Consider the following 21,711-nt stretch of genomic DNA (forward strand, 5'->3'; position numbering starts at 1 on the left):
ATGCGCAGATACGTACTCACCGGCACGCCCGGGGCGGGCAAGACGACCCTCCTGCGGGGCCTGGCCGAGCTCGGTCACGAGGTCGTCGAGGAGGCCGCCACCGATGTCATCGCGCGGGCGCAGGCGCGCGGCGAGGACGAGCCGTGGACCCGGGAGTCGTTCATCGACGAGATCGTCGAGCTGCAGAGACAACGGCAGTTGGCGGCCCCGGGCACGAACTCCGTGCGGTTCTTCGACCGTTCGCCGCTGTGCACCCTCGCGCTCGCCACCTACCAGGGGCGCCCGCCGTCCGCGGCGCTCACCGCCGAGATCGAGCGGATCACCACGCACGGCGTCTACGAACGGCAGGTGTTCTTCGTCCGTAACCTGGGGTTCTGCGAGCCCACGGCCGCACGCCGCATCAGTTTCCAGCAGTCGCTGGAGTTCGAGCGGATCCACGAGGAGACGTACCGCGCGTTCGGCCATGAACTCGTCGACGTCCCCGCCGTCGGCCTCGCCCGGCGGATCGCCGCGATCGACACGTTCGTCTCCGCGCGCCGAACGGAGTGACGCAGGTCGCAGCGGGCGGGACGCCCGCGACTCCCACAGTCGTCTGCCTCACAATGGACCCATGCCGATACCCGGGACCCCCAGCCGCGCCGAGCTCGTCGAACACCTCGTACGGACGCGTATCGCGGGCGACGTCGCCACGCCGCGCGAGAACAACCTCTCCCACTACCGCGAACTGGCCAACGGCAACCGCCACTACTGGCTCGGTCTGGAGCTCGGGGACCGCTGGACCGACGAGCAGGACGTGCTGGCCGTGATGGCGGAGCGCGTCGGCGTGAACGACGACCCCGGGTACCGCTACGGCCAGGACACCATCGACCCGGACCTGACGGTCGACGCGCTGGAGCGCATGGCGGCCCGGCTGCGCAAGGCGGCGGAGGGCGCGCAGCGCGTGCTGTTCGCCACCGGCCACCCCGGCGGGCTGCTCCAGGTGCACCACGAGACGGCGCGGGCGCTGCGCGCGGCCGGCTGCGAGATCGTCGTCATCCCGGACGGTCTGCAGACGGAGGAGGGGTACGTCATGCAGTTCGCGGACGTGGCCGTCCTCGAACACGGCGCCACGCTCTGGCACACCCACTCCCCCGAGCCGATGCGCGCCATCCTCCGGGGCCTGGAGGGTGCCGGCCGCCCGCTGCCCGACCTGGTCGTCGCCGACCACGGCTGGGCGGGCTGCGCCGGCCAGCTCGGCGTCGACTCCGTCGGCTACGCGGACTCCAACGACCCCGCCCTCTTCCTCGGCGAGTCCGAGGGCACCCTCCAGGCCGTGGTCCCGCTCGACGACCACGTGGTCAGCCCGCGCTACTACGACCCGATGGCGGCATACCTGCTGGAGCAGGCCGGGCTCAAGGACGGCTAGGACCCCGGAAGTCACCGGCTCCGAAAATCACAGGCCCCCGGAAGCCACCGGACTCCGAAAGCCACAGGCCCCCGGAAGCAACAGGTGTCCGAAAGTCACAGGGCCCCGGAAGCCACAGGCCTCCGCGAGTCACAGGACTCCGGAAGCCACAGGCCCCCGGGAGCCACCGGAGGTCAGGGCGTCTTCGGCCTCGGTACACGGACGACACCCTCCTGGATCACGGAGATCGCGAGCCGTCCCTCCTGCGTGTAGATCCGGCCCTGGCCGAGGCCGCGGCCGGCCGCCGCGGACGGCGACTCCTGGTCGTACAGGAGCCATTCGTCGGCGCGGAACGGCCGGTGGAACCACATCGCGTGGTCCAACGAGGCCCCGACGACGTCGCCGACGGCCCAGCCGCCGCGCCCGTGCGCGAGCAGGATGGAGTCGAGGAGCGTCATGTCGGAGACGTAGGTGGCGAGGACGACGTGCAGGAGCGGGTCGTCGTCGAGCTTGCCGTTGGCCCGGAACCAGACCTGGGAGCGCGGTTCGCGGGGCTCGCCGTAGCGGCCGTACGGCGGGTCGTCGACGTAGCGCAGGTCGACGGCGGCCCGCGCCTCCAGCATCTTCTCCACGACGCCCGGGTCGAGGCCGTACGCCGGCAGTCGCTGCTCGGCGGTGGGAAGGGACTCCGGGTCGGGCGCGGCGGGCATCGGGGCCTGGTGGTCGAGGCCCTCCTCGTACCGCTGGAAGGACGCGGAGAGGGCGAAGATCGGCTGGCCGTGCTGGACGGCGACGACGCGGCGCGCGGTGAAGGAGCGGCCGTCGTTCATGCGCTCCACGGTGTACACGATGGGCGCGCCGGCGTCGCCGATGCGCAGGAAGTACGCGTGGAGGGAGTGGGGCAGCCGGTCCGCGGGGACCGTCCGCCCGGCGGCGACGAGCGCCTGGGCCGCGACCTGCCCGCCGAAGACCCGGGGGACGATGGCGGGACGGGACTGGCCGCGGAAGATGTTCTCCTCGATCTGCTCCAGGTCGAGCAGATCGAGGAGAGACTCAAGTGGTGCCTGACTCATGAGGTCAGTTGTACTGCACAGTAATTTCCGGGGCCTTACGGACCCGTGTCACAGGCCCATGTCCTTGGCGATGATCGACTTCATGATCTCGCTGGTGCCGCCGTAGATGCGGTTGACGCGGTTGTCCGCGTACAGGCGGGCGATCGGGTACTCGTTCATGAAGCCGTAGCCGCCGTGCAGCTGGAGGCAGCGGTCGATGACGCGGTGCGCGACCTCGGTGCAGAACAGCTTGGCGCTGGCGGCCTCGGCGGGCGTCAGCTCACCGGCGTCGAGGGCTTCGAGCGCGCGGTCGGCGACGGCCTCGGCCGCGTCGACCTCGGCCTGGCAGGCGGCCAGCTCGAACTTGGTGTTCTGGAACGACGCGACGGGCTTGCCGAAGACGGTGCGGTCCTGGACGTACTCCTTGGCGAACCGGACGGCGGCCTTGGCCTGCGCGTACGCCCCGAAGGCGATGCCCCAGCGCTCGGAGGCGAGGTTGTGGCCGAGGTAGGAGAAGCCCTTGTTCTCCTCGCCGAGCAGGTCCTCGACCGGGACCTTGACGTCGACGAAGGCCAGCTCTGCGGTGTCCGAGGTGCGCAGGCCCAGCTTGTCGAGCTTGCGGCCTATCGAGTAACCCTCGGACTTGGTGTCCACGGCGAAGAGGGAGATGCCGTGGCGGCGGTCCTCGGCGCTGGGGGCGTCGGTGCGGGCGCAGACGATCACACGGTCGGCGTGCACGCCACCGGTGATGAAGGTCTTGGAGCCGTTGAGGACGTAGTGCGTGCCGTCCTCGCTGAGCTTGGCGGTGGTCTTCATGCCCGCGAGGTCGGACCCGGTGCCCGGCTCGGTCATGGCGAGGGCCCACATCTCCTCGGCGGAGACGAACTTGGGCAGGAACCGCTTCTTCTGCTCGTCGGTGGCGAGCATCTTGATGTACGGCAGGCCGAGCAGCACGTGCACGCCGGAGCCGCCGAACTGCACGCCCGCGCGGGCGGTCTCCTCGTACATCACGGCTTCGAACTTGTACGAGTCGATGCCGGCGCCGCCGTGCTCCTCGTCCACCCGGATCCCGAAGACACCCAGCTCGGCGAGCTTGTAGTAGAAGTCGCGCGGCGCCTGGCCGGCGGCGAACCACTCGTCGTACACGGGCACGACCTCGGCCTCGATGAAGGCACGCAGGGTCTCCCGGAACGCCTCGTGATCCTCGTTGAACACCGTACGGCGCACCGCCGGCCCCTCTCTGCGCCTAAGCCGGCGCCGCTCTCGCGGATGTGGTTGCTCGCCGTCGGGGTTCCTCAACCGATGGTTGCGGCCCCGTCGATACGGCTAAGCGCTCGCTCAGGCAACCGTACCGGCGAGTAGGCGAGCGCGTCCAGATGGTCAGCCCCGTAACGCTCGTCACGCTTTTGGCGCACATCCGAGACCGCCGGCCCGGACCCATGCCGCCAGGGGCACCGGGAACCGCGCGACCAGCCCCACGCGACCCGCCGCCCGCGACCGCCGCCACCCCCACCCCGAACCCGGCTCACCAGACAGCCGGAACCGGGCAGTCAGCCGGAGGCTGCCGCCCCGAACGCCCCCCGGGCCATCCGGTGCAGCAGCTCCGACATGGCCGCCCGTCCCGGCAGCGATCCCGGCCGCCCCAGATGCGGCGTCGAGTTGAGCAGCCCGAAGACCGAGTGCACGGCGGACCGGGCGGCGGGCTCGGCGAGCCCCGGGTGCGCCTCGCGCAGTACCCGCACCCACAGTTCGACGTACTGCCGCTGAAGCTGGCGGACCAGCTTGCGGTCGCTGTCGCGGAGGCGATCCAGCTCGCGGTCGTGCAGGGTGATGAGGGGGCGGTCGTCCAGGGCGAAGTCGATGTGCCCCTCGATCAGCGAGTCGAGGAGCGCCTCGGCATCACCCCCGTCGGCCTCCGCCACCCTCCGCTTCGCCCCCGTCAGCAACTGCCCGCTGATGCCCACCAACAGCTCCGCGAGCATCGCGTCCTTGCCCGCGAAGTGCCGGTACAGGCCCGGCCCACTGATACCGACGGCCGCCCCTATCTCGTCGACGCCGACACCGTGGAAGCCGCGCTCGGCGAAGAGGCGGGCGGCTTCCTTGAGGATCTGCTCGCGGCGGGTGGGTGCGTCGGTTCTCGTGGCCATGGAGCCAATTCTAGACAGGGAGGTTAGCGGTCGTTAACCTGGTGGAAACGCGTTAACGCTCATTAACAGGTGACCACAGGTGACCACTGGGTGAGGGGACCGCACGATGGACCAGGCACCGGAGCTGACGACCGCGGCAGATCCCGCGGCGGAGGCGTATCGGGCCAACGAGGCCGCGCACCGCGCACTGGGCGAGGAGCTGCGCGCCAGGCTGGCCGCGGCGAGGCTCGGCGGCGGCGAGAAGGCACGCGCCCGGCACACCGCGCGCGGCAAGCTGCTGCCGCGCGACCGGGTGGACACCCTCCTCGACCCCGGCTCGCCCTTCCTGGAGCTGGCGCCGCTGGCCGCCGACGGCATGTACGAGGGGCAGGCACCGGCCGCCGGTGTCATCGCGGGCATCGGCCGGGTCAGCGGCCGCGAGTGCGTCGTCGTCGCCAACGACGCCACCGTCAAGGGCGGCACGTACTACCCGATGACGGTGAAGAAGCATCTGCGGGCCCAGGAGGTGGCCCTGGAGAACCGCCTCCCCTGTCTCTACCTCGTCGACTCCGGCGGCGCCTTCCTGCCCATGCAGGACGAGGTCTTCCCCGACCGCGAGCACTTCGGCCGCATCTTCTACAACCAGGCGCGGATGTCGGGGGCGGGCATCCCGCAGATCGCGGCGGTCCTCGGATCGTGCACGGCGGGCGGCGCGTACGTCCCCGCCATGAGCGACGAGGCCGTCATCGTCCGGGGCCAGGGGACGATCTTCCTCGGCGGCCCCCCGCTGGTGAAGGCCGCCACCGGCGAGGTCGTCACCGCCGAGGAGCTGGGCGGCGGCGAGGTCCACTCCCGGATCTCCGGCGTCACCGACCACCTCGCGGAGAGCGACGCCCACGCCCTGCGCATCGTGCGGACCATCGTCTCCACCCTCCCCTCCCGGGGCCCGCTCCCCTGGTCGGTCGAGCCGGCCGTCGAGCCCAAGGTCGACCCGTACACGCTCTACGGCGCCGTGCCGGTCGACTCCCGCACCCCGTACGACGTCCGTGAGGTCATCGCGCGCGTGGTCGACGGTTCGCGGTTCGCCGAGTTCAAGTCCGAGTTCGGGCAGACCCTGGTCACCGGCTTCGCCCGGATCCACGGGCACCCGGTCGGGATCGTCGCCAACAACGGCATCCTCTTCTCCGAGTCCGCCCAGAAGGGCGCCCACTTCATCGAGCTGTGCGACCAGCGCGGCATCCCGCTCGTCTTCCTGCAGAACATCTCCGGCTTCATGGTCGGCCGGGACTACGAGGCCGGTGGCATCGCCAAGCACGGCGCCAAGATGGTGACGGCCGTGGCCTGCACCCGCGTCCCCAAGCTGACGGTCGTGATCGGCGGCTCGTACGGCGCGGGCAACTACTCGATGTGCGGGCGGGCGTATTCACCGCGCTTCCTGTGGATGTGGCCCAACGCCAAGATCTCCGTGATGGGCGGCGAACAGGCCGCGTCCGTCCTGGCGACCGTGAAGCGGGACCAGTTGGAGGCGCGCGGCGAGGACTGGCCGGCGGCGGACGAGGAGTCCTTCAAGGACCCGATCCGCGCCCAGTACGAACGCCAGGGCAACGCCTACTACGCCACCGCCCGCCTCTGGGACGACGGCGTGATCGACCCGCTGGAGACCCGCCAGGTCCTGGGCCTCGCCCTGACCGCCTGCGCCAACGCGCCGCTGGGTGACCCCCAGTTCGGCGTCTTCCGGATGTGAGGGGGAACCGATGAAGCCGACCATGTTCGACACGGTGCTGGTGGCCAACCGGGGCGAGATCGCCGTCCGCGTCATCCGTACCCTCCGCGCCCTCGGCGTCCGCTCCGTCGCCGTCTTCTCCGACGCGGACGCCGACGCCCGGCACGTCCGGGAGGCCGACACGGCGGTACGGATCGGTCCGCCGTCGGCGTCGATGAGCTATCTGTCGGTGGAGCGGCTGCTGGAGGCCGCCGCCCGCACCGGCGCCCAGGCCGTGCACCCCGGGTACGGCTTCCTCGCCGAGAACGCCGGGTTCGCGCGGGCGTGCGCCGACGCGGGCCTCGTCTTCATCGGCCCGCCCGCCGACGCCATCTCCCTCATGGGCGACAAGATCCGCGCCAAGGAGACCGTACGGGCGGCCGGGGTGCCGGTGGTGCCCGGTTCGAGCGGCAGCGGGCTCACGGACGCCCAACTCGCCGACGCCGCACGGGAGATCGGTATGCCGGTGCTGCTGAAGCCCAGCGCGGGCGGCGGCGGCAAGGGCATGCGGCTGGTCCGGGAGGCCGAACTGCTGGCGGACGAGATCGCCGCCGCCCGCCGCGAGGCCCGCGCCTCCTTCGGCGACGACACCCTCCTCGTCGAGCGGTGGATCGACCGCCCCCGGCACATCGAGATCCAGGTCCTGGCCGACGGCCACGGCGGTGTCGTCCACCTCGGCGAGCGCGAGTGCTCCCTCCAGCGCCGCCACCAGAAGATCATCGAGGAGGCGCCCAGCGTCCTGCTCGACGAGGCCACCCGGGCCGCGATGGGCGAGGCGGCCGTCCAGGCGGCCCGTTCCTGCGGCTACTCCGGCGCGGGCACGGTCGAGTTCATCGTCCCCGGCGGCGCCCCCTCCTCGTACTACTTCATGGAGATGAACACCCGCCTGCAGGTCGAGCACCCGGTGACCGAGCTGGTCACGGGCGTGGATCTGGTGGAGTGGCAGCTCCGGGTCGCGGCGGGCGAGCGGCTGGCCTTCGGCCAGGAGGACGTGACGCTGACGGGGCACGCGATCGAGGCCCGGGTCTGCGCCGAGGACCCGTCCCGGGGCTTCCTCCCCTCCGGCGGCACGATCCTGCGCCTGCGCGAGCCGGACGGCGACGGCGTCCGTACGGACTCGGGCCTGACCGAGGGCACGGAGGTCGGGTCCCTGTACGACCCGATGCTCTCCAAGGTCATCGCCCACGGCCCCGACCGGCCCACCGCCCTGCGCCGGCTCCGCGCGGCGCTCGCGGGGACGGTCACCCTGGGCGTCCAGACGAACGCCGGGTTCCTTCGGCGGCTGCTGGCCCATCCGGCGGTCGTGGCGGGCGAGTTGGACACGGGGCTGGTGGAGCGGGAGGTCGAGGGGCTGGTCACCACGGAGGTCCCGGAGGCGGTGTACGAGGCGGCGGCGGCCGTACGACTCGACGCGCTGAGGCCGCGCGGGGACGGCTGGACCGACCCCTTCTCGGTCCCGGACGGCTGGCGCCTCGGCGGGGCGTCCCGGCCACCCGCCTTCGACCTGCGGGCGCCGGGACTCGACCCCGTCGCCCACCACCCGCGGGGCACCCACACGGTCACGGACGACCAGGTGTCCGTGACCCTGGACGGAGTCCGCCACACCTTCCACCGCGCCGCCGACTGGATCGGCCGCGACGGCGACGCCTGGCACGTGCGCGACCACGACCCCGTCGCCGCCGCGCTCACCGGCGCCGACCGCGCGGGCGCGGACTCCCTGACGGCGCCGATGCCCGGGACGGTCACCGTGGTGAAGGTGGCCGTGGGGGACGAGGTGGCCGCCGGTCAGAGCCTGCTGGTGGTGGAGGCGATGAAGATGGAGCACGTGGTCTCCGCGCCGCACGCCGGGACGGTCACCGAGCTGGACGTCACGCCGGGCACGACTGTCGCCATGGACCAGGTGCTGGCCGTGGTCGCGCCCCACCCGACCGAGGAGGCCGCCGGATGAGCAGCACGGACCTGGGCCTGCCGATGACCGTCCCCGCCCCGGACCTGCCCGCGCGCGTCCGCATCCACGAGGTGGGCGCGCGGGACGGCCTGCAGAACGAGAAGAGCACGGTCCCGACGGAGGTGAAGGCGGAGTTCATCCACCGTCTGGCCGGCGCGGGACTGACGACGATCGAGGCCACCAGCTTCGTACACCCCAAGTGGGTGCCCCAACTGGCCGACGCGGAGCAGCTGTTCCCGCGGGTGCGCGACCTGTCGGCCGACCTTCCCGTCCTGGTGCCGAACGAACGCGGCCTGGACCGCGCCCTCGCCCTCGGCGCCCGCCGGGTCGCCGTGTTCGCCAGCGCCACGGAATCCTTCGCCAAGGCCAACCTCAACCGGACGGTCGACGAGGCGCTGGCCATGTTCGCCCCGGTGGTGGCCCGGGCGAAGACCGAGGGCGGCCATGTCCGCGGCTATCTCTCCATGTGCTTCGGCGACCCCTGGGAGGGCCCCGTCCCGATCCCCCAGGTCGTCCGGGTCTGCCGGGCCCTGCTCGACCTGGGCTGCGACGAACTGAGCCTCGGCGACACGATCGGCGTGGCGACGCCGGGCCATGTCCAGGCCCTGCTCACCGCCCTGACCGAGGCGGACGTACCCACATCGGCCCTCGGGGTGCACTTCCACGACACCTACGGCCAGGCCCTCGCCAACACCCTCGCGGCGCTGCGGCACGGCGTCACCACGGTCGACGCGTCGGCCGGCGGCCTCGGCGGCTGCCCGTACGCGAAGTCCGCCACCGGAAACCTCGCCACCGAAGACCTCGTGTGGATGCTGCGCGGCCTCGGCATCGACACGGGCGTAGACCTCGGCCGCCTCGTCGCCACCAGCGCGTGGATGGCCGGACACCTGGGCCGACCCAGCCCGTCCCGCACCGTACGAGCCCTGTCCCACGAGGACCCAAGGAGCACTGACGTCTCATGAACCACCGCCTCTCCCCCGAGCTGGAAGAACTCCGCCGTACGGTCGAGGAGTTCGCGCACGAGGTCGTCGCCCCCAAGATCGGCGACTTCTACGAGCGGCACGAGTTCCCCTACGAGATCGTGCGCGAGATGGGCCGCATGGGGCTGTTCGGGCTGCCGTTCCCCGAGGAGTACGGCGGCATGGGCGGCGACTACCTGGCGCTGGGCATCGCGCTGGAGGAGCTGGCCCGGGTCGACTCGTCCGTGGCGATCACCCTCGAAGCCGGTGTCTCCCTGGGCGCGATGCCGATCCATCTCTTCGGCACGCGGGCCCAGAAGGAGGAGTGGCTGCCGCGCCTCTGCTCCGGTGAGGTGCTGGGCGCGTTCGGTCTCACCGAGCCCGACGGCGGCTCGGACGCGGGAGCGACCCGGACGACGGCCCGCCTGGACGAGTCGACGAACGAGTGGGTCATCAACGGCAGCAAGTGCTTCATCACCAACTCGGGGACGGACATCACGGGGCTGGTCACGGTCACGGCGGTCACCGGCCGCACCCCGGACGGCAAGCCCCTCATCTCCTCGATCATCGTCCCGTCCGGCACCCCGGGCTTCACCGTGGCCGCCCCCTACTCCAAGGTCGGCTGGAACGCCTCCGACACCCGTGAACTGTCCTTCACGGACGTGCGGGTCCCGGCGGAGAACCTCCTCGGCGAACTCGGCCGCGGCTACGCCCAGTTCCTGCGCATCCTCGACGAGGGCCGTATCGCCATCTCGGCGCTCGCCACGGGTCTCGCGCAGGGCTGTGTGGACGAGTCGGTGAAGTACGCGAAGGAACGGCACGCCTTCGGCCGGCCGATCGGCGCCAACCAGGCCATCCAGTTCAAGATCGCCGACATGGAGATGAAGGCCCACACGGCCCGCCTCGCCTGGCGCGACGCGGCCTACCGCCTCGTCGCCGGTGAACCCTTCAAGAAGGAGGCGGCCCTGGCGAAGCTCCACTCCTCCACCATCGCCGTCGACAACGCCCGTGACGCCACCCAGATCCACGGCGGCTACGGCTTCATGAACGAGTACCCCGTCGCCCGTATGTGGCGCGACTCCAAGATCCTGGAGATCGGCGAGGGCACCAGCGAGGTGCAACGCATGCTGATCGCCCGGGAACTGGGCCTGACGGGCTGACGGGCTGACGGGCTGACGCGGCCCGACGCGGAGTGACATGAACAACGTTTGGCCGGTGTCCCAGGGCGATCCACCCCTGGGGCGCCGGCCGAGTCTTTCCGGCCACCGGCGCGTGAGGTGTTCGGTGGCGGGCGGCCTGCGGCCCGGTCCCCAGACGCTCCAAGGCCACGCAACGAGCCCTCGGGGCGGGGAAGTTGGGGTTCACGGGGCAGGTCGCGGCCGTTCGCGACGGACCTTCCCTTTCGCGAGAGGAACGGCCGATTCAGGCACCCTCACCCTCCAGTACACCCCGCCCACCTTCGATTCACAGGCAACTCAAAGATTAGGGCAGGCGTCGACCTGGGCATTCCACTACCTGGAACCACCCTCTGGACAAGTAATGAGGTTAGGCTAACCTACCTTCGAACTCACCCTCGGGCGACGCCTCGCCCCGTTCGAAAGTAGCCATACACATGTCCAACGCCAGAGCCGCTCACCTCACCCGCCGTGGCATCCTCGCCGCCGGTGGCGCACTCGGTCTCGGTGCCGTGCTCGCCGCCTGTGGAGACGAGGACGCGACGAGCAGCAGCACTGGCTCCGGCAAGGAGACGGCTGCCGCCAAGTCCGGCCCCTGGTCGTTCAAGGACGACCGCGGCGTGACCGCCAAGACCGACAAGGTCCCGGCGAACATCGTCGCGTTCGTGGGTGTCGCCGCCGCGCTGTACGACTACGGCATCGACGTCAAGGGCGTCTTCGGGCCGACCAGGACGACCGACGGCAAGGCCGACGTCCAGGCCGGCGACCTCGACATCAGCAAGCTCACCATCCTCGGCAACGTCTGGGACGAGTTCAACGTCGAGAAGTACGCCGCCCTCGCCCCCGACGTCCTCATCACCACGCTGTTCGACGACGCCGGCACCCTCTGGTACGTGCCCGAGACCTCCAAGGACAAGATCGCCAAGCTCGCCCCGAGCGTCGGCATCTCCGCGTACGACCGTCAGATGACCGAGCCCCTGCAGCGCATGCTGGAGCTGGCCAAGTCCCTGGGCGCCGACGTGCGGTCGGAGAAGACCACCGCGGCCAAGAAGCGGTTCGAGGACGCCGCCGCCCGGCTGCGCGCGGCCACCAAGGCCAAGCCCGACATCAAGGTGCTCGCCGGCTCCGCCAGCCAGGACATCTTCTACGTCTCCGGCTCGAACCTCTCCATCGACCTGGAGTACTTCAAGGCCCTCGGCGTGAACTTCGTCGAGCCGAGCGCCGCCGCGCTGAAGGCCAGCGGGGGCTGGTTCGAGAACCTCAGCTGGGAGAACGTCGACAAGTACGACGCGGACGTCATCATCATGGACAACCGCACGTCGGCGATCCAGCCGGACGCCATCGAAGAGGCGACATGGAAGAAGCTGCCGGCGGTGAAGGCCGGTCAGGTGATCGGGCGCAACCCCGAGCCGATCCTGTCCTACGACAAGTGCGCGCCGCTCCTGGAGGAGTTGGCCGAGGCCATCGAGAACGCGAAGAAGGTCAGCTGACCCGCGCAGTTCGGCCGCGGGTCGCATGTGGCTGGTCGCGCGGTTCCCCGCGCCCCTGACTTCGCCGAGCTCGCCCCTCCCGCACACGTCCCCCGCCCCTGATCCAGGAGCCATCTCATGACGACGGCCGTAGCCGCCCCGTTCCGTTTCTTTGCCCTTCAGGTCGTACGGACGCGGCGGCTGGGGCCGTCTCTCGTGCGTGTCTCGTTCGCGGGGGACGACCTCAGGTTCTTCCGGTCCGACGGCAGGGACCAGTCGCTCTCCCTCTTCCTGCCGCAGCCGGGGCAGGACGTCCCCGCCGTGCCCTATGAGCTGGGTGACGGCTGGTGGCAGGCGTGGCGGGAACTGCCGGACGACGTGCGGGCGGTGATGCGCTCGTACACCCTGCGCGGGCTGCGCTCCGACCCGCACGGCGACACCGTCGAGATCGACATCGACTTCGTGCTGCACGGCGTGGAGCCGGGGGCCGCCGTGCCCGCCGGGCCCGCGTCGCGGTGGGCGTCGGCGGTGCGGGCCGGTGACCGGGTCGTGCTGCTCGGGCCCGCGATCGCCGACAACCGGGCGATCCGCTTCCGGCCGCCGGCCGATGCCGACCTGGTGCTGATCTGGGGTGACGAGACGGCGCTGCCCGCCGCCTCGGCGATCCTGGAGTCGCTGCCCGCCGGGACGCGGGCCCGGGTCTGGCTGGAGGTCCACCACGCGGCGGACATCCAGGACTTGGCCACCGAGGCCGACGCCGAGATCACCTGGCTGGTGCGGACGGAAGGGGCGCCGACCGCCCTGGACTCGATCCGCGAAGCCCAACTGCCGTTCGGCGGGCTGCCGTACGCCTGGATCGCCGGTGAGTCCGGCCGTGTGAAGGAGCTGCGCCGTCATCTCGTGCGGGAGCGCGGGCTCGACCGGCGGCGGGTGACCTTTGTCGGGTACTGGCGTGAGGGTCTGACGGAGGAGCAGCTGCGGGAGCGCGGCGAGTAGCCCAGGCCCACCCGAGCCACCAGAGCCACCAGAGCCACCAGAGCCACCGAAGTGACCACGGTCACGACTGAGCCTGGGTTTCACTCAAGTTAATTAGGTTAGGCTTACCTAAGTAGGACGACGTGATTCCGCTCTCCCCCACTCACCTCTCCGTCCCACCCGGACCGCCCCGCTCGGAGGACCTCCCCATGCGCTCGCACCTGCTCAATGACACGACCGCGGAGCGGTACCGCCGCACCGTGACCGAAGGCGTGGAGCGGGTGGCGGCCAAACTCGCCACCACCGACCGACCGTTCACCGGTGTCACCGTCGACGCCCTCTCCCCCGGCATCGAGAACATCGACCTCGACAAGCCACTGCACGACACGGCCGCCGTCCTCGACGAGTTGGAGGACGTCTACCTCCGCGACGCGATCTACTTCCACCACCCGCGCTACCTCGCGCACCTCAACTGCCCGGTGGTCATCCCGGCCGTGCTCGGCGAGGCGGTGCTCTCCGCCGTCAACTCCTCCCTGGACACCTGGGACCAGTCGGCCGGCGGCACCCTGATCGAGCGCAAACTGATCGACTGGACCAACGAGCGCATCGGGTTCGGTCCCTCCGCCGACGGCGTGTTCACCTCCGGCGGCTCGCAGTCCAACCTCCAGGCCCTGCTCCTCGCCCGTGAGGAGGCCAAGACCGACGACCTCGCCAAACTGCGGATCTTCGCCTCCGAGGTCAGCCACTTCAGCGTGAAGAAGTCGGCGAAACTGCTGGGCCTCGCCCAGGACGCCGTCGTCTCCGTCCCCGTGGACGGCAACAAGCGCATGCAGACGATGGCCCTCGCCCGTGAGCTGGAGCGCTGCAAGAACGACGGCCTCGTCCCCATGGCCGTCGTCGCCACCTCCGGCACCACCGACTTCGGCTCCATAGACCCGCTGCCCGAGATAGCCGAGCTCTGCGCCCAGTACGGCACGTGGATGCACGTCGACGCCGCCTACGGCTGCGGCCTGCTCGTCTCGCGCAAGCGCCGCGAACTCCTGAACGGCATCGAGCGCGCCGACTCCGTCACCGTGGACTACCACAAGTCCTTCTTCCAGCCGGTGAGTTCGTCCGCCGTGCTCGTCCGGGACGCGTCCACTCTGGGCCACGCCACCTACCACGCGGAGTACCTCAACCCGCGCCGTATGGTCACCGAGCGCATCCCCAACCAGGTCGACAAGTCCCTCCAGACCACCCGCCGATTCGACGCGCTCAAGCTGTGGATGACGCTGCGCACGATGGGCGCCGACGGCATCGGCGAGCTCTTCGACGAGGTCTGCGACCTGGCTCAGGAGGGCTGGAAACTGCTCGCCGCGGACCCGCGCTACGACGTGGTCGTGGAGCCCCAGCTGTCCACGCTGGTCTACCGCTACATCCCCGAGGCCGTGACCGACCCGGCCGAGATCGACCGCGCCAACCTGTACGCCCGCAAGGCCCTGTTCGCCTCCGGCGACGCCGTGGTCGCGGGCACCAAGGTCGGCGGTCGCCACTACCTGAAGTTCACCCTGCTCAACCCCGAGACCACGGCCGAGGACATCGCCGCCGTACTCGATCTGATCGCCGGCCATGCCGAGCAGTACCTGGGAGAATCCCTTGACCGCGTCGCTTCCTGAACCCGCTGAATCCGCCGTGAAAACCCACGACTTCATCGGCATCGGACTGGGACCCTTCAACCTCGGCCTGGCCTGCCTCACCGAGCCCATCGCCGAACTCGACGGGATCTTCCTGGACTCGAAGCCGAACTTCGAGTGGCACTCGGGGATGTTTCTCGACGGCGCCCACCTCCAGACCCCGTTCATGTCGGACCTGGTCACCCTCGCCGACCCGACCTCCCCGTACTCCTTCCTGAACTACCTGAAGGACTCGGGCCGTCTGTACTCGTTCTACATCCGCGAGAACTTCTACCCCCTGCGGGTCGAGTACGACGACTACTGCCGCTGGGCCGCGAACCGGCTGAGCAACGTCCGCTTCAGCACGACGGTGACGGAGGTGACGTACGACGAAGGGGCCGGGCTCTACGCCGTGAGGACGGCCGACGGCGACGTCCTCCACGCCCGGCACCTCGTCCTCGGCACCGGCACCGTCCCGTACATCCCCGAGGCCTGCCAGGGCCTGGGCGGCGACCTCTTCCACAACGCGGAGTACATGCACCGCAAGGCGGAGCTCCAGGCGAAGAAGTCGATCACGATCGTCGGCAGCGGCCAGAGCGCCGCGGAGATCTACTACGAGCTCCTCTCCGAGATCGACGTCCACGGCTACCAGCTCAACTGGGTCACCCGCTCCCCGCGGTTCTTCCCCCTCGAATACACCAAGCTGACGCTGGAGATGACGTCCCCGGACTACATCGACTACTTCCGCGCGCTGCCCGAGGAGACCCGCTACCGGCTGGAGAAGCAGCAGAAGGGCCTGTTCAAGGGCATCAACGGGGACCTGATCGACTCGATCTTCGACCTGCTGTACCAGAAGAACGTCACCAGCGGCGGCCGCCCGGTCCCGACCCGGCTGCTCACCAACTCGTCCCTCAACAGCGCCACCTACGAGGACGGGCGGTACACCCTCGGCCTGCGCCAGGACGAGCAGGGCAAGGACTACGAGATCGAGACCGAGGGCCTGGTCCTGGCCACCGGCTACCACTACCAGCCGCCGGCCTTCCTCGCCGGGATCAACGACCGGCTCCGCTTCGACGGCCACGGCCGCTTCGACGTGGCCCGCAACTACGCCGTCGACACCACCGGCCGCGGCGTCTTCCTGCAGAACGCGGGCGTCCACACGCACAGCGTCACCTCGCCCGACCTGGGCATGGGCCCGTACCGGAACTCGTACATCATCCGGGAGCTGCTCGGCACGGAGTACTACCCGGTCGAGAAGACCATCGCGTTCCAGGAGTTCGCCGTATGACCGGCATCGACGGTGTGCACTTCACCTTCCGTCCCCTCGACCCGCTGAAGGACGCCGAACTGCTGCACCGCTGGGTCACGCACCCCAAGGCGGCGTACTGGATGATGCAGGACGCCAGGCTGGAGGACGTCGAGCGGGCGTACATGGAGATCGCGGCCGACCCGCACCACCACGCCCTGCTGGGGCTGCTCGACGGCGAGCCCGTCTTCCTCATGGAGAAGTACGACCCCGCCCACCGTGAACTCGTCGGCCTGTACGAGCCCGAGCCCGGAGACGTCGGCATGCACTTCCTGGTGCCGCCGACGGACACCCCGGTGCACGGCTTCACCAGGTCCGTGATCACCGCCGTGATGGCGCACCTCTTCGAGGACCCGGCCACCCACCGGGTCGTCGTCGAGCCGGACGTGTCCAACAAGGCCGTCCACGCCCTCAACGAAGTCGTCGGTTTCGTCCCCGACCGCGAGATCGACAAGCCGGAGAAGCGCGCGCTGCTGAGCTTCTGCACGCGCGAGCAGTTCGTTCACAGCCAGAGCCTGGCTGCCCGAGGAGTAGCCGTATGACCCTGTCCGACGCCGTAGCGCATCTGTCCCCCCACCGCTGGGCACGGGCCAATCGCCTGCTCATCCGCAAAGCCCTCGCCGAGTTCGCCCACGAGCGGCTCATCACGCCGGAGGCCACCGCCGACGGCCGCTTCGAGGTCCGCAGCGACGACGGCTCGACCCGCTACGGGTTCACCGCCGTCCGGCGCGCCCTCGACCACTGGCAGGTCGACGCCGACTCGATCACCCGTCAACGAGACGGCGTCGACCTCCCTCTGGCCGCCCTGGACTTCTTCATCGAGCTGAAGAAGTCCCTCGGCCTGAGCGACGAGATCCTCCCGGTCTACCTGGAGGAGATCTCCTCCACCCTCGCCGGCACCTGCTACAAGCTCACCAAGCCGCAGACGCCGGTCGCCGAGCTGGTGGACGGCGGCTTCCAGGCCATCGAGACCGGGATGACCGAGGGCCACCCCTGTTTCGTCGCCAACAACGGCCGCCTCGGCTTCGGCGTCCACGAGTACCTGTCGTACGCCCCCGAGACGGCGAGCCCGGTGAAGCTGGTCTGGCTGGCCGCGCACCGCTCACGGGCGGCGTTCACGGCGGGCGTGGGCATCGAGTACGAGGCGTTCCTGCGGGACGAGTTGGGCGCGGAGACAATCGCCCGCTTCCACTCCGTCCTCACGGACCTGGAGCTGGACCCGGCCGACTACCTCTTCATCCCGGTCCACCCCTGGCAGTGGTGGAACAAGCTCACCGTCACCTTCGCCGCCGAGGTCGCCCAGCGGAACCTGGTGTGCCTGGGCGAGGGCGACGACGAGTACCTCGCCCAGCAGTCGATCCGGACGTTCTTCAACAGCTCCAGCCCCGAGAAGCACTATGTGAAGACGGCCCTGTCCGTCCTCAACATGGGCTTCATGCGCGGCCTCTCGGCGGCGTACATGGAGGCGACCCCCGCCATCAACGACTGGCTGGCGGGGCTCATCGACGGCGACCCGGTCCTGAAGTCGACCGGCCTGTCGATCATCCGCGAGCGCGCCGCCGTCGGCTACCGGCACCTGGAGTACGAGGCCGCCACCGACAAGTTCTCCGCGTACCGCAAGATGCTGGCCGCGCTGTGGCGCGAGAGCCCGGTGGCCTCGCTCCAGGACGGCGAGTCGCTGGCGACGATGGCCTCCCTGGTCCACGTCGACCACGAGGGCAACGGCTTCGCCGCCGCGCTGATCGCACGCTCGGGCCTCACCCCGACGGAGTGGCTGCGCCGCTACCTGAAGGCGTACTTCACCCCGCTCCTCCACAGCTTCTACGCGTACGACCTGGTCTTCATGCCGCACGGCGAGAACGTCATCCTCGTCCTGAAGGACGGTGTCGTCGAGCGGGCGATCTACAAGGACATCGCCGAGGAGATCGCGGTCATGGACCCGCAGGCGGTGCTGCCGCCGGCGGTCGAACGGCTGCGCGTCGAGGTCCCCGAGGACAAGAAGCTCCTGTCCCTCTTCACGGACGTCTTCGACTGCTTCTTCCGCTTCCTGGCCGCGAACCTCGCCGAGGAAGGCGTCCTGGACGAGGAGGAGTTCTGGGGCACGGTCGCCGAGAACGTCCGCGACTACCAGCGCTCGATGCCCGAACTCGCCGACAAGTTCGCCCAGTACGACATGTTCGCCCCCGAGTTCGCGCTGTCCTGCCTCAACCGCCTCCAGCTGCGCAACAACAAGCAGATGGTCGACCTCGCGGACCCGGCGGGCGCGCTCCAGCTCGTCGGCACCCTGAAGAACCCCATCGCGGGCGTGTAGCCCCTGGCACGGCCCCCAAAAACAGGCGGGCACCTCGGAGTACGGTCCTCCGAGGTGCCCGCCGTGTCATGTGTGCGACGGCGGGCGGTTCGGCTGCGGGCGAGTGGGGGCTGATCGCGCAGTTCCCCGCGCCCCTGAAGACCAGGCCCCCGCGGGCCTGACAGACCACGGGCCTGGGGTCCTGAAGGCGACGGGCCGGCGGGCCTGAAGGCGACGGGCCGGCGGGCCGACAAGCACGGGGCGCAGCCCCTGCTTTTCAGGGGCGCGGGGAACTGCGCGAGAAGCCCCACCCACCCGCACCCGCCGACGCACCCGTACCCCCGAGCTCTACCGCGCCGCAGGCCAGGGCACCCCCGGCGCCCGGAAGTACCCGACGCCGAGCGCCTCCCACCGAGGCCCCTGCGCGGCGAGCCGCACCCGATAGCCCTCCCAGTCACGCGTCGACGCCGGAGACCAACCCAGCTCAGCCACACCCGGCAGCCTCGGAAACGCCATGTACTCAACATCGTCCGAGGTCCCGATCGTCTCGGTCCACAGCGGCGCCTCGACACCACGGATCGCGGAGGCCGGCGCGCCCGCCAGATACTCCCCCGGATCCCAGTCGTACGCCCGCCGCACATCCACGTACCCGGCCCAGTCGAGCCCCAGCGGCGTGTCCTTGTCGTACTTCATGTCGAGGTAGATCCGGTCGGCCGGCGACAGAATGATCCCCGTCCCGTTCCGCGCGGCGGCAACGACCCGCTCCTTCTCCTCGGCGCCCGTGCTGTCCAGCCCCCAGTACTGCGCGAGAGCGCCCCGCGCCGGAGTGGCCCCGGTCAGCTGATGCCAGCCGATCACGGTCTTCCCGTACTTCTCGACCACCGGCTGCACCCGGTCCATGAACGTCGCGTAGTCCTCGTGGCTGGTGGAGTTCGCCTCGTCACCGCCGATGTGGAGATAGCGCCCCGGCGTGAGCGCGGCCACCTCCCGTACGACGTCGTCCACGAAGTCGTACGTCACGTCCTTGTCGACGCAGAGGGAGCTGAAGCCCACCTCGGTGCCGGTGTAGAGCGGGGGCGCGACACCGTCGCAGTTGAGCTCGGCGTAGGAGGCGAGGGCCGCGTTGGTGTGGCCGGGCATGTCGATCTCGGGGACGACCTCCAGGTGGCGCGAGGCCGCGTACCGGACGATCTCCTGGTAGTCGGCCTTGGTGTAGTGGCCGCCGGGGCCGCCGCCGACCTCGGTGGAGCCGCCGTACGGGGCGAGGCGCGGCCAGGAGTCGACGGCGATGCGCCAGCCCTGGTCGTCGGAGAGGTGCAGGTGCAGCTTGTTGAACTTGTACAGCGCCAACTGGTCGATGAAGCGCTTGACCTGGTCCACGCCGAAGAAGTGCCGGGAGACGTCCAGCATCGCGCCGCGCCAGCCGTAGCGCGGGGTGTCCCTGATCGTGCCGCCCGCGACCGGCCAGGGGCCCGGCTGCACGGTGTCCTTCTCGACGGCGGTGGGCAGGAGTTGACGCAGGGTCTGGACGGCGTGGAAGAGCCCGGCGGGCGCGCGGGCGGTGAGGGTGACGCCGGAGCGTCCGCTCTCCAGCCGGTAGCCCTCCTGGCCGAGACCCGTCTCCCCGGAGGCCAGCCGCAGGCGGATTCCGGCCTCTTGGCGTTCGGTGACGGGCAGCCGGTAGCCGGTCGAGGGCCGCAGGATCCCCGCGAGGTACTCCCCGATCCGGCGGCCCTCCGGACCACCGTCCACGACGATGTGCGTACCGCTCGTCAGCCGGTACGGCGATCCGTCGGCCCGGACCGAGGCGGGGGCCGGTATCACCTGCCCGAGCGGGATCACGGTGGCTTCGGCGTTCTCGGACACGGGTGCGGCTCCTGCGGCGAAGATCCCGGCCGCCACCAGCAGCAGCGAACCGAGAAAACGGGTCGATCCGTGGCGCGGTCTCACAACGAGCTCCCTCCACCCATCGAACGGTGCGCTCCCACCATCACCCCTCCACCCCCTTCAGGTCTAGACCACCCGTCGCCCCGGCCGGTGGAACAATCCTCCCCATGGCGGAAATCCTCCAGCGGGACGGCACATGGACCTTCGACGGCGACACCCTGCGGCTGACCCCGGGCCGCGACAAGGGCGTGAGCCTGCTCCGCAAGACCCTGGGTGAACTCACCGTCCCGCTGGGCGCGTTGGCGGGCGTCTCCTTCGAGCAGGGCAAGAAGTCGGGGCGACTGCGCCTCCGGCTGCGCGACGGCTCCGACCCCCTCCTCCAGGCGACCGGCGGCCGGCTCACCGACGCCAACGACCCCTACCAACTGAGCGTCGACTCCGACCGGTACGGCGTCGCCGAGTACCTCGTGGACGAGATCCGGGGCGCGCTGCTCCTGGACGAGGTGCCCACCGACGCGGTGGACACCTACCTGCTCGCCGGGCCCGCCGTGCCGCTCTCCGTCTCCGCCGGGGACGGCACCGCGAGCTTCGACGGCGACCACGTACGCCTGGAGTGGAACTGGAAGACGGAGGACGCCAAGGCCGCGTCCGGTGCGCGGACGCTGTCGCTGGCGGACATAGCGGGCGTCGAGTGGTACCCCTCGGTCGGCCTGGAGAACGGCAGCCTCCGCTTCACCGTGCGGAACGCGCCGACCAAGGCGCCGCCCAAGTACGACCCCAACTCCGTCGAGTTGTGGGGCTTCAAGAAGGACCCGCTGATGGCCCTGGTCGCGGCGGCCGTACAGGCCCGCCTCCCGCACCCGTCGGCCCCGGCGCCGCACCAGCCGACGCTACCCCCGGCGCGGCCGGACCGGCCGGCCCCCGAGGAGGACCACGACGCCCTGCTGCGCCGCCTCCGCGAGCTGGGCGACCTCCACAGGTCGGGCGTCCTCACGGACGAGGAGTTCACCCTGGCCAAGCAGGCGGTCCTCAAGCGGATGTGAGGAACCGCCCGCCCGATGCCGCAGGGGAGGTGCGCCCCGCGTTCCGGGCGCACCGGGGCGGCCGAGGTGGCGGCCTGGGCCGTGGCCGGGACGAACGCGCCGCCCGCGACGGCGCCGAGCGTGACCGCGCCGCCTCTGATCATCGAGCCCGGGAGAACCGGGAGAACGTGGAGCGCAGGTGCTCGTGCTGCTCGGCCATGCTCATGCGCTCGGCCGGCCGCTCGGGTACGCCCATGCGAGGAATGTCCATGGCGTCCGAAACTCGTCGCCTCAGGCGACGGAATACGGGACGCCGCATGGACGGCGCACGAACAGCCACTCATAACACATTCAACGTTCCCCCAAGGGTCAGTAACAGCCCCCTGCCCGATATCGGGCAGAATTCTTGCGAAACCCGCTTCCGTCCCCCAGGATCTACCGAGTGCACGACGAACTTGTCGATCATTTGACGCGATCCTCGCCCCTCAGCCGGGGCGAGGCGCTGCGTGTGATCCAGGACGTGCTCGCCTTCTTCGACGAGACGACGGAGGGCTACGTCCGTCGCCGCCACCGCGAGCTCCAGGCCCAGGGCCTGGTCAACGCGACGATCTTCGAACGGATCGAGGCGGACCTGAAGTACCGGGCGGTCGCGCCGCCGGAGCTCACGCTCAGGCAGCTGCGCCGCATCGTCTACGGCTGATCAT

General features: G+C 70.4%; 18 protein-coding genes and 1 pseudogene. 14 read left to right on the forward strand and 5 right to left on the reverse strand.

Going from position 1 to position 21,711, the window contains the following annotated elements:
- Both OG202_RS18380 and OG202_RS18385 read left to right on the forward strand, forming a co-directional pair.
- The gene (locus OG202_RS18380; RefSeq protein ID WP_328223150.1) at positions 1–549 is read left to right on the forward strand and encodes an AAA family ATPase; all 549 of its coding nucleotides are present in this window, start codon (positions 1–3) and stop codon (positions 547–549) included.
- A gap of 61 nt (positions 550–610) precedes the next feature.
- Positions 611–1,405, forward strand: a complete 795-nt coding sequence (locus OG202_RS18385; RefSeq protein WP_326582612.1) for a phosphatase — start codon at positions 611–613, stop codon at positions 1,403–1,405.
- Positions 1,406–1,578: 173 nt separating this feature from the next.
- Here the strand turns inward: OG202_RS18385 and OG202_RS18390 are convergent, their stop codons facing one another.
- The 3 genes from OG202_RS18390 to OG202_RS18400 all read right to left on the reverse strand — a co-directional run bounded on the left by OG202_RS18390 (position 1,579) and on the right by OG202_RS18400 (position 4,583).
- The gene (locus OG202_RS18390) at positions 1,579–2,457 is read right to left on the reverse strand and encodes an acyl-CoA thioesterase (RefSeq protein WP_327729589.1); all 879 of its coding nucleotides are present in this window, start codon (positions 2,455–2,457) and stop codon (positions 1,579–1,581) included.
- A 48-nt stretch (positions 2,458–2,505) separates the two neighbouring features.
- Entirely contained in the window at positions 2,506–3,663 is a 1,158-nt protein-coding gene (locus OG202_RS18395; RefSeq protein ID WP_326582610.1) for an acyl-CoA dehydrogenase family protein, read from the reverse strand.
- Between the two features lie 323 nt (positions 3,664–3,986).
- Entirely contained in the window at positions 3,987–4,583 is a 597-nt protein-coding gene (locus OG202_RS18400; protein WP_327729588.1) for an SACE_7040 family transcriptional regulator, read from the reverse strand.
- Between the two features lie 106 nt (positions 4,584–4,689).
- On the opposite strand from OG202_RS18400, the gene OG202_RS18405 reads away from it, so the two are divergent.
- The 10 genes from OG202_RS18405 (at position 4,690) to OG202_RS18450 (ending at position 18,119) form a co-directional block, all read left to right on the forward strand.
- Positions 4,690–6,306, forward strand: coding sequence for a carboxyl transferase domain-containing protein (locus OG202_RS18405; protein WP_328223151.1), 1,617 nt, complete (start codon positions 4,690–4,692; stop codon positions 6,304–6,306).
- A gap of 22 nt (positions 6,307–6,328) precedes the next feature.
- Positions 6,329–8,272 carry an acetyl/propionyl/methylcrotonyl-CoA carboxylase subunit alpha gene (locus OG202_RS18410; RefSeq protein ID WP_328224689.1) on the forward strand — a complete coding sequence of 648 codons (1,944 nt, stop codon included), beginning with the start codon at positions 6,329–6,331 and terminating at the stop codon, positions 8,270–8,272.
- Entirely contained in the window at positions 8,269–9,234 is a 966-nt protein-coding gene (locus OG202_RS18415) for a hydroxymethylglutaryl-CoA lyase (RefSeq protein ID WP_328223152.1), read from the forward strand. The genes OG202_RS18410 and OG202_RS18415 overlap by 4 nt, the downstream gene beginning before the upstream one ends.
- A complete protein-coding gene (locus OG202_RS18420; protein ID WP_328223153.1) occupies positions 9,231–10,391 on the forward strand; it encodes an acyl-CoA dehydrogenase family protein in 1,161 nt (386 codons plus the stop codon). Before OG202_RS18415 ends, OG202_RS18420 begins: the two co-directional genes overlap by 4 nt.
- A gap of 452 nt (positions 10,392–10,843) precedes the next feature.
- Positions 10,844–11,896 (forward strand): ABC transporter substrate-binding protein, encoded by a 1,053-nt coding sequence (locus OG202_RS18425; protein ID WP_326582605.1) that lies wholly within the window; start codon positions 10,844–10,846, stop codon positions 11,894–11,896.
- A gap of 117 nt (positions 11,897–12,013) precedes the next feature.
- The gene (locus OG202_RS18430; RefSeq protein WP_328223154.1) at positions 12,014–12,871 is read left to right on the forward strand and encodes a siderophore-interacting protein; all 858 of its coding nucleotides are present in this window, start codon (positions 12,014–12,016) and stop codon (positions 12,869–12,871) included.
- 188 nt (positions 12,872–13,059) lie between these two features.
- A complete protein-coding gene (gene desA / locus OG202_RS18435) occupies positions 13,060–14,505 on the forward strand; it encodes a lysine decarboxylase DesA (RefSeq protein WP_327729585.1) in 1,446 nt (481 codons plus the stop codon).
- Positions 14,459–15,790: a lysine N(6)-hydroxylase/L-ornithine N(5)-oxygenase family protein gene (locus OG202_RS18440; protein ID WP_327729584.1), complete on the forward strand. Its 1,332-nt coding sequence runs from the start codon at positions 14,459–14,461 to the stop codon at positions 15,788–15,790. Before desA ends, OG202_RS18440 begins: the two co-directional genes overlap by 47 nt.
- A complete protein-coding gene (locus OG202_RS18445; RefSeq protein ID WP_328223155.1) occupies positions 15,787–16,350 on the forward strand; it encodes a GNAT family N-acetyltransferase in 564 nt (187 codons plus the stop codon). Before OG202_RS18440 ends, OG202_RS18445 begins: the two co-directional genes overlap by 4 nt.
- Entirely contained in the window at positions 16,347–18,119 is a 1,773-nt protein-coding gene (locus OG202_RS18450; protein WP_328223157.1) for an IucA/IucC family protein, read from the forward strand. The genes OG202_RS18445 and OG202_RS18450 overlap by 4 nt, the downstream gene beginning before the upstream one ends.
- Before the next feature lie 327 nt (positions 18,120–18,446).
- On the opposite strand, the gene OG202_RS18455 is transcribed toward OG202_RS18450, so the two are convergent.
- The gene (locus OG202_RS18455; RefSeq protein WP_327729581.1) at positions 18,447–20,048 is read right to left on the reverse strand and encodes a beta-N-acetylhexosaminidase; all 1,602 of its coding nucleotides are present in this window, start codon (positions 20,046–20,048) and stop codon (positions 18,447–18,449) included.
- A 104-nt stretch (positions 20,049–20,152) separates the two neighbouring features.
- Between OG202_RS18455 and OG202_RS18460 the strand changes: the two genes are divergently transcribed.
- Positions 20,153–21,028 carry a DUF4429 domain-containing protein gene (locus OG202_RS18460; protein WP_327729580.1) on the forward strand — a complete coding sequence of 292 codons (876 nt, stop codon included), beginning with the start codon at positions 20,153–20,155 and terminating at the stop codon, positions 21,026–21,028.
- A gap of 50 nt (positions 21,029–21,078) precedes the next feature.
- Here the strand turns inward: OG202_RS18460 and OG202_RS18465 are convergent.
- A pseudogene (locus OG202_RS18465) lies at positions 21,079–21,278 on the reverse strand (phosphoesterase); the annotation flags it as partial.
- A 171-nt stretch (positions 21,279–21,449) separates the two neighbouring features.
- Here OG202_RS18465 and OG202_RS18470 point away from each other — a divergent pair.
- Positions 21,450–21,707, forward strand: a complete 258-nt coding sequence (locus OG202_RS18470) for a hypothetical protein (RefSeq protein ID WP_326582597.1) — start codon at positions 21,450–21,452, stop codon at positions 21,705–21,707.
- Positions 21,708–21,711 lie beyond the last annotated feature (4 nt).

It is taken from the genome of Streptomyces sp. NBC_00310, assembly GCF_036208085.1.
Classification (GTDB): Bacteria; Actinomycetota; Actinomycetes; order Streptomycetales; family Streptomycetaceae; genus Streptomyces.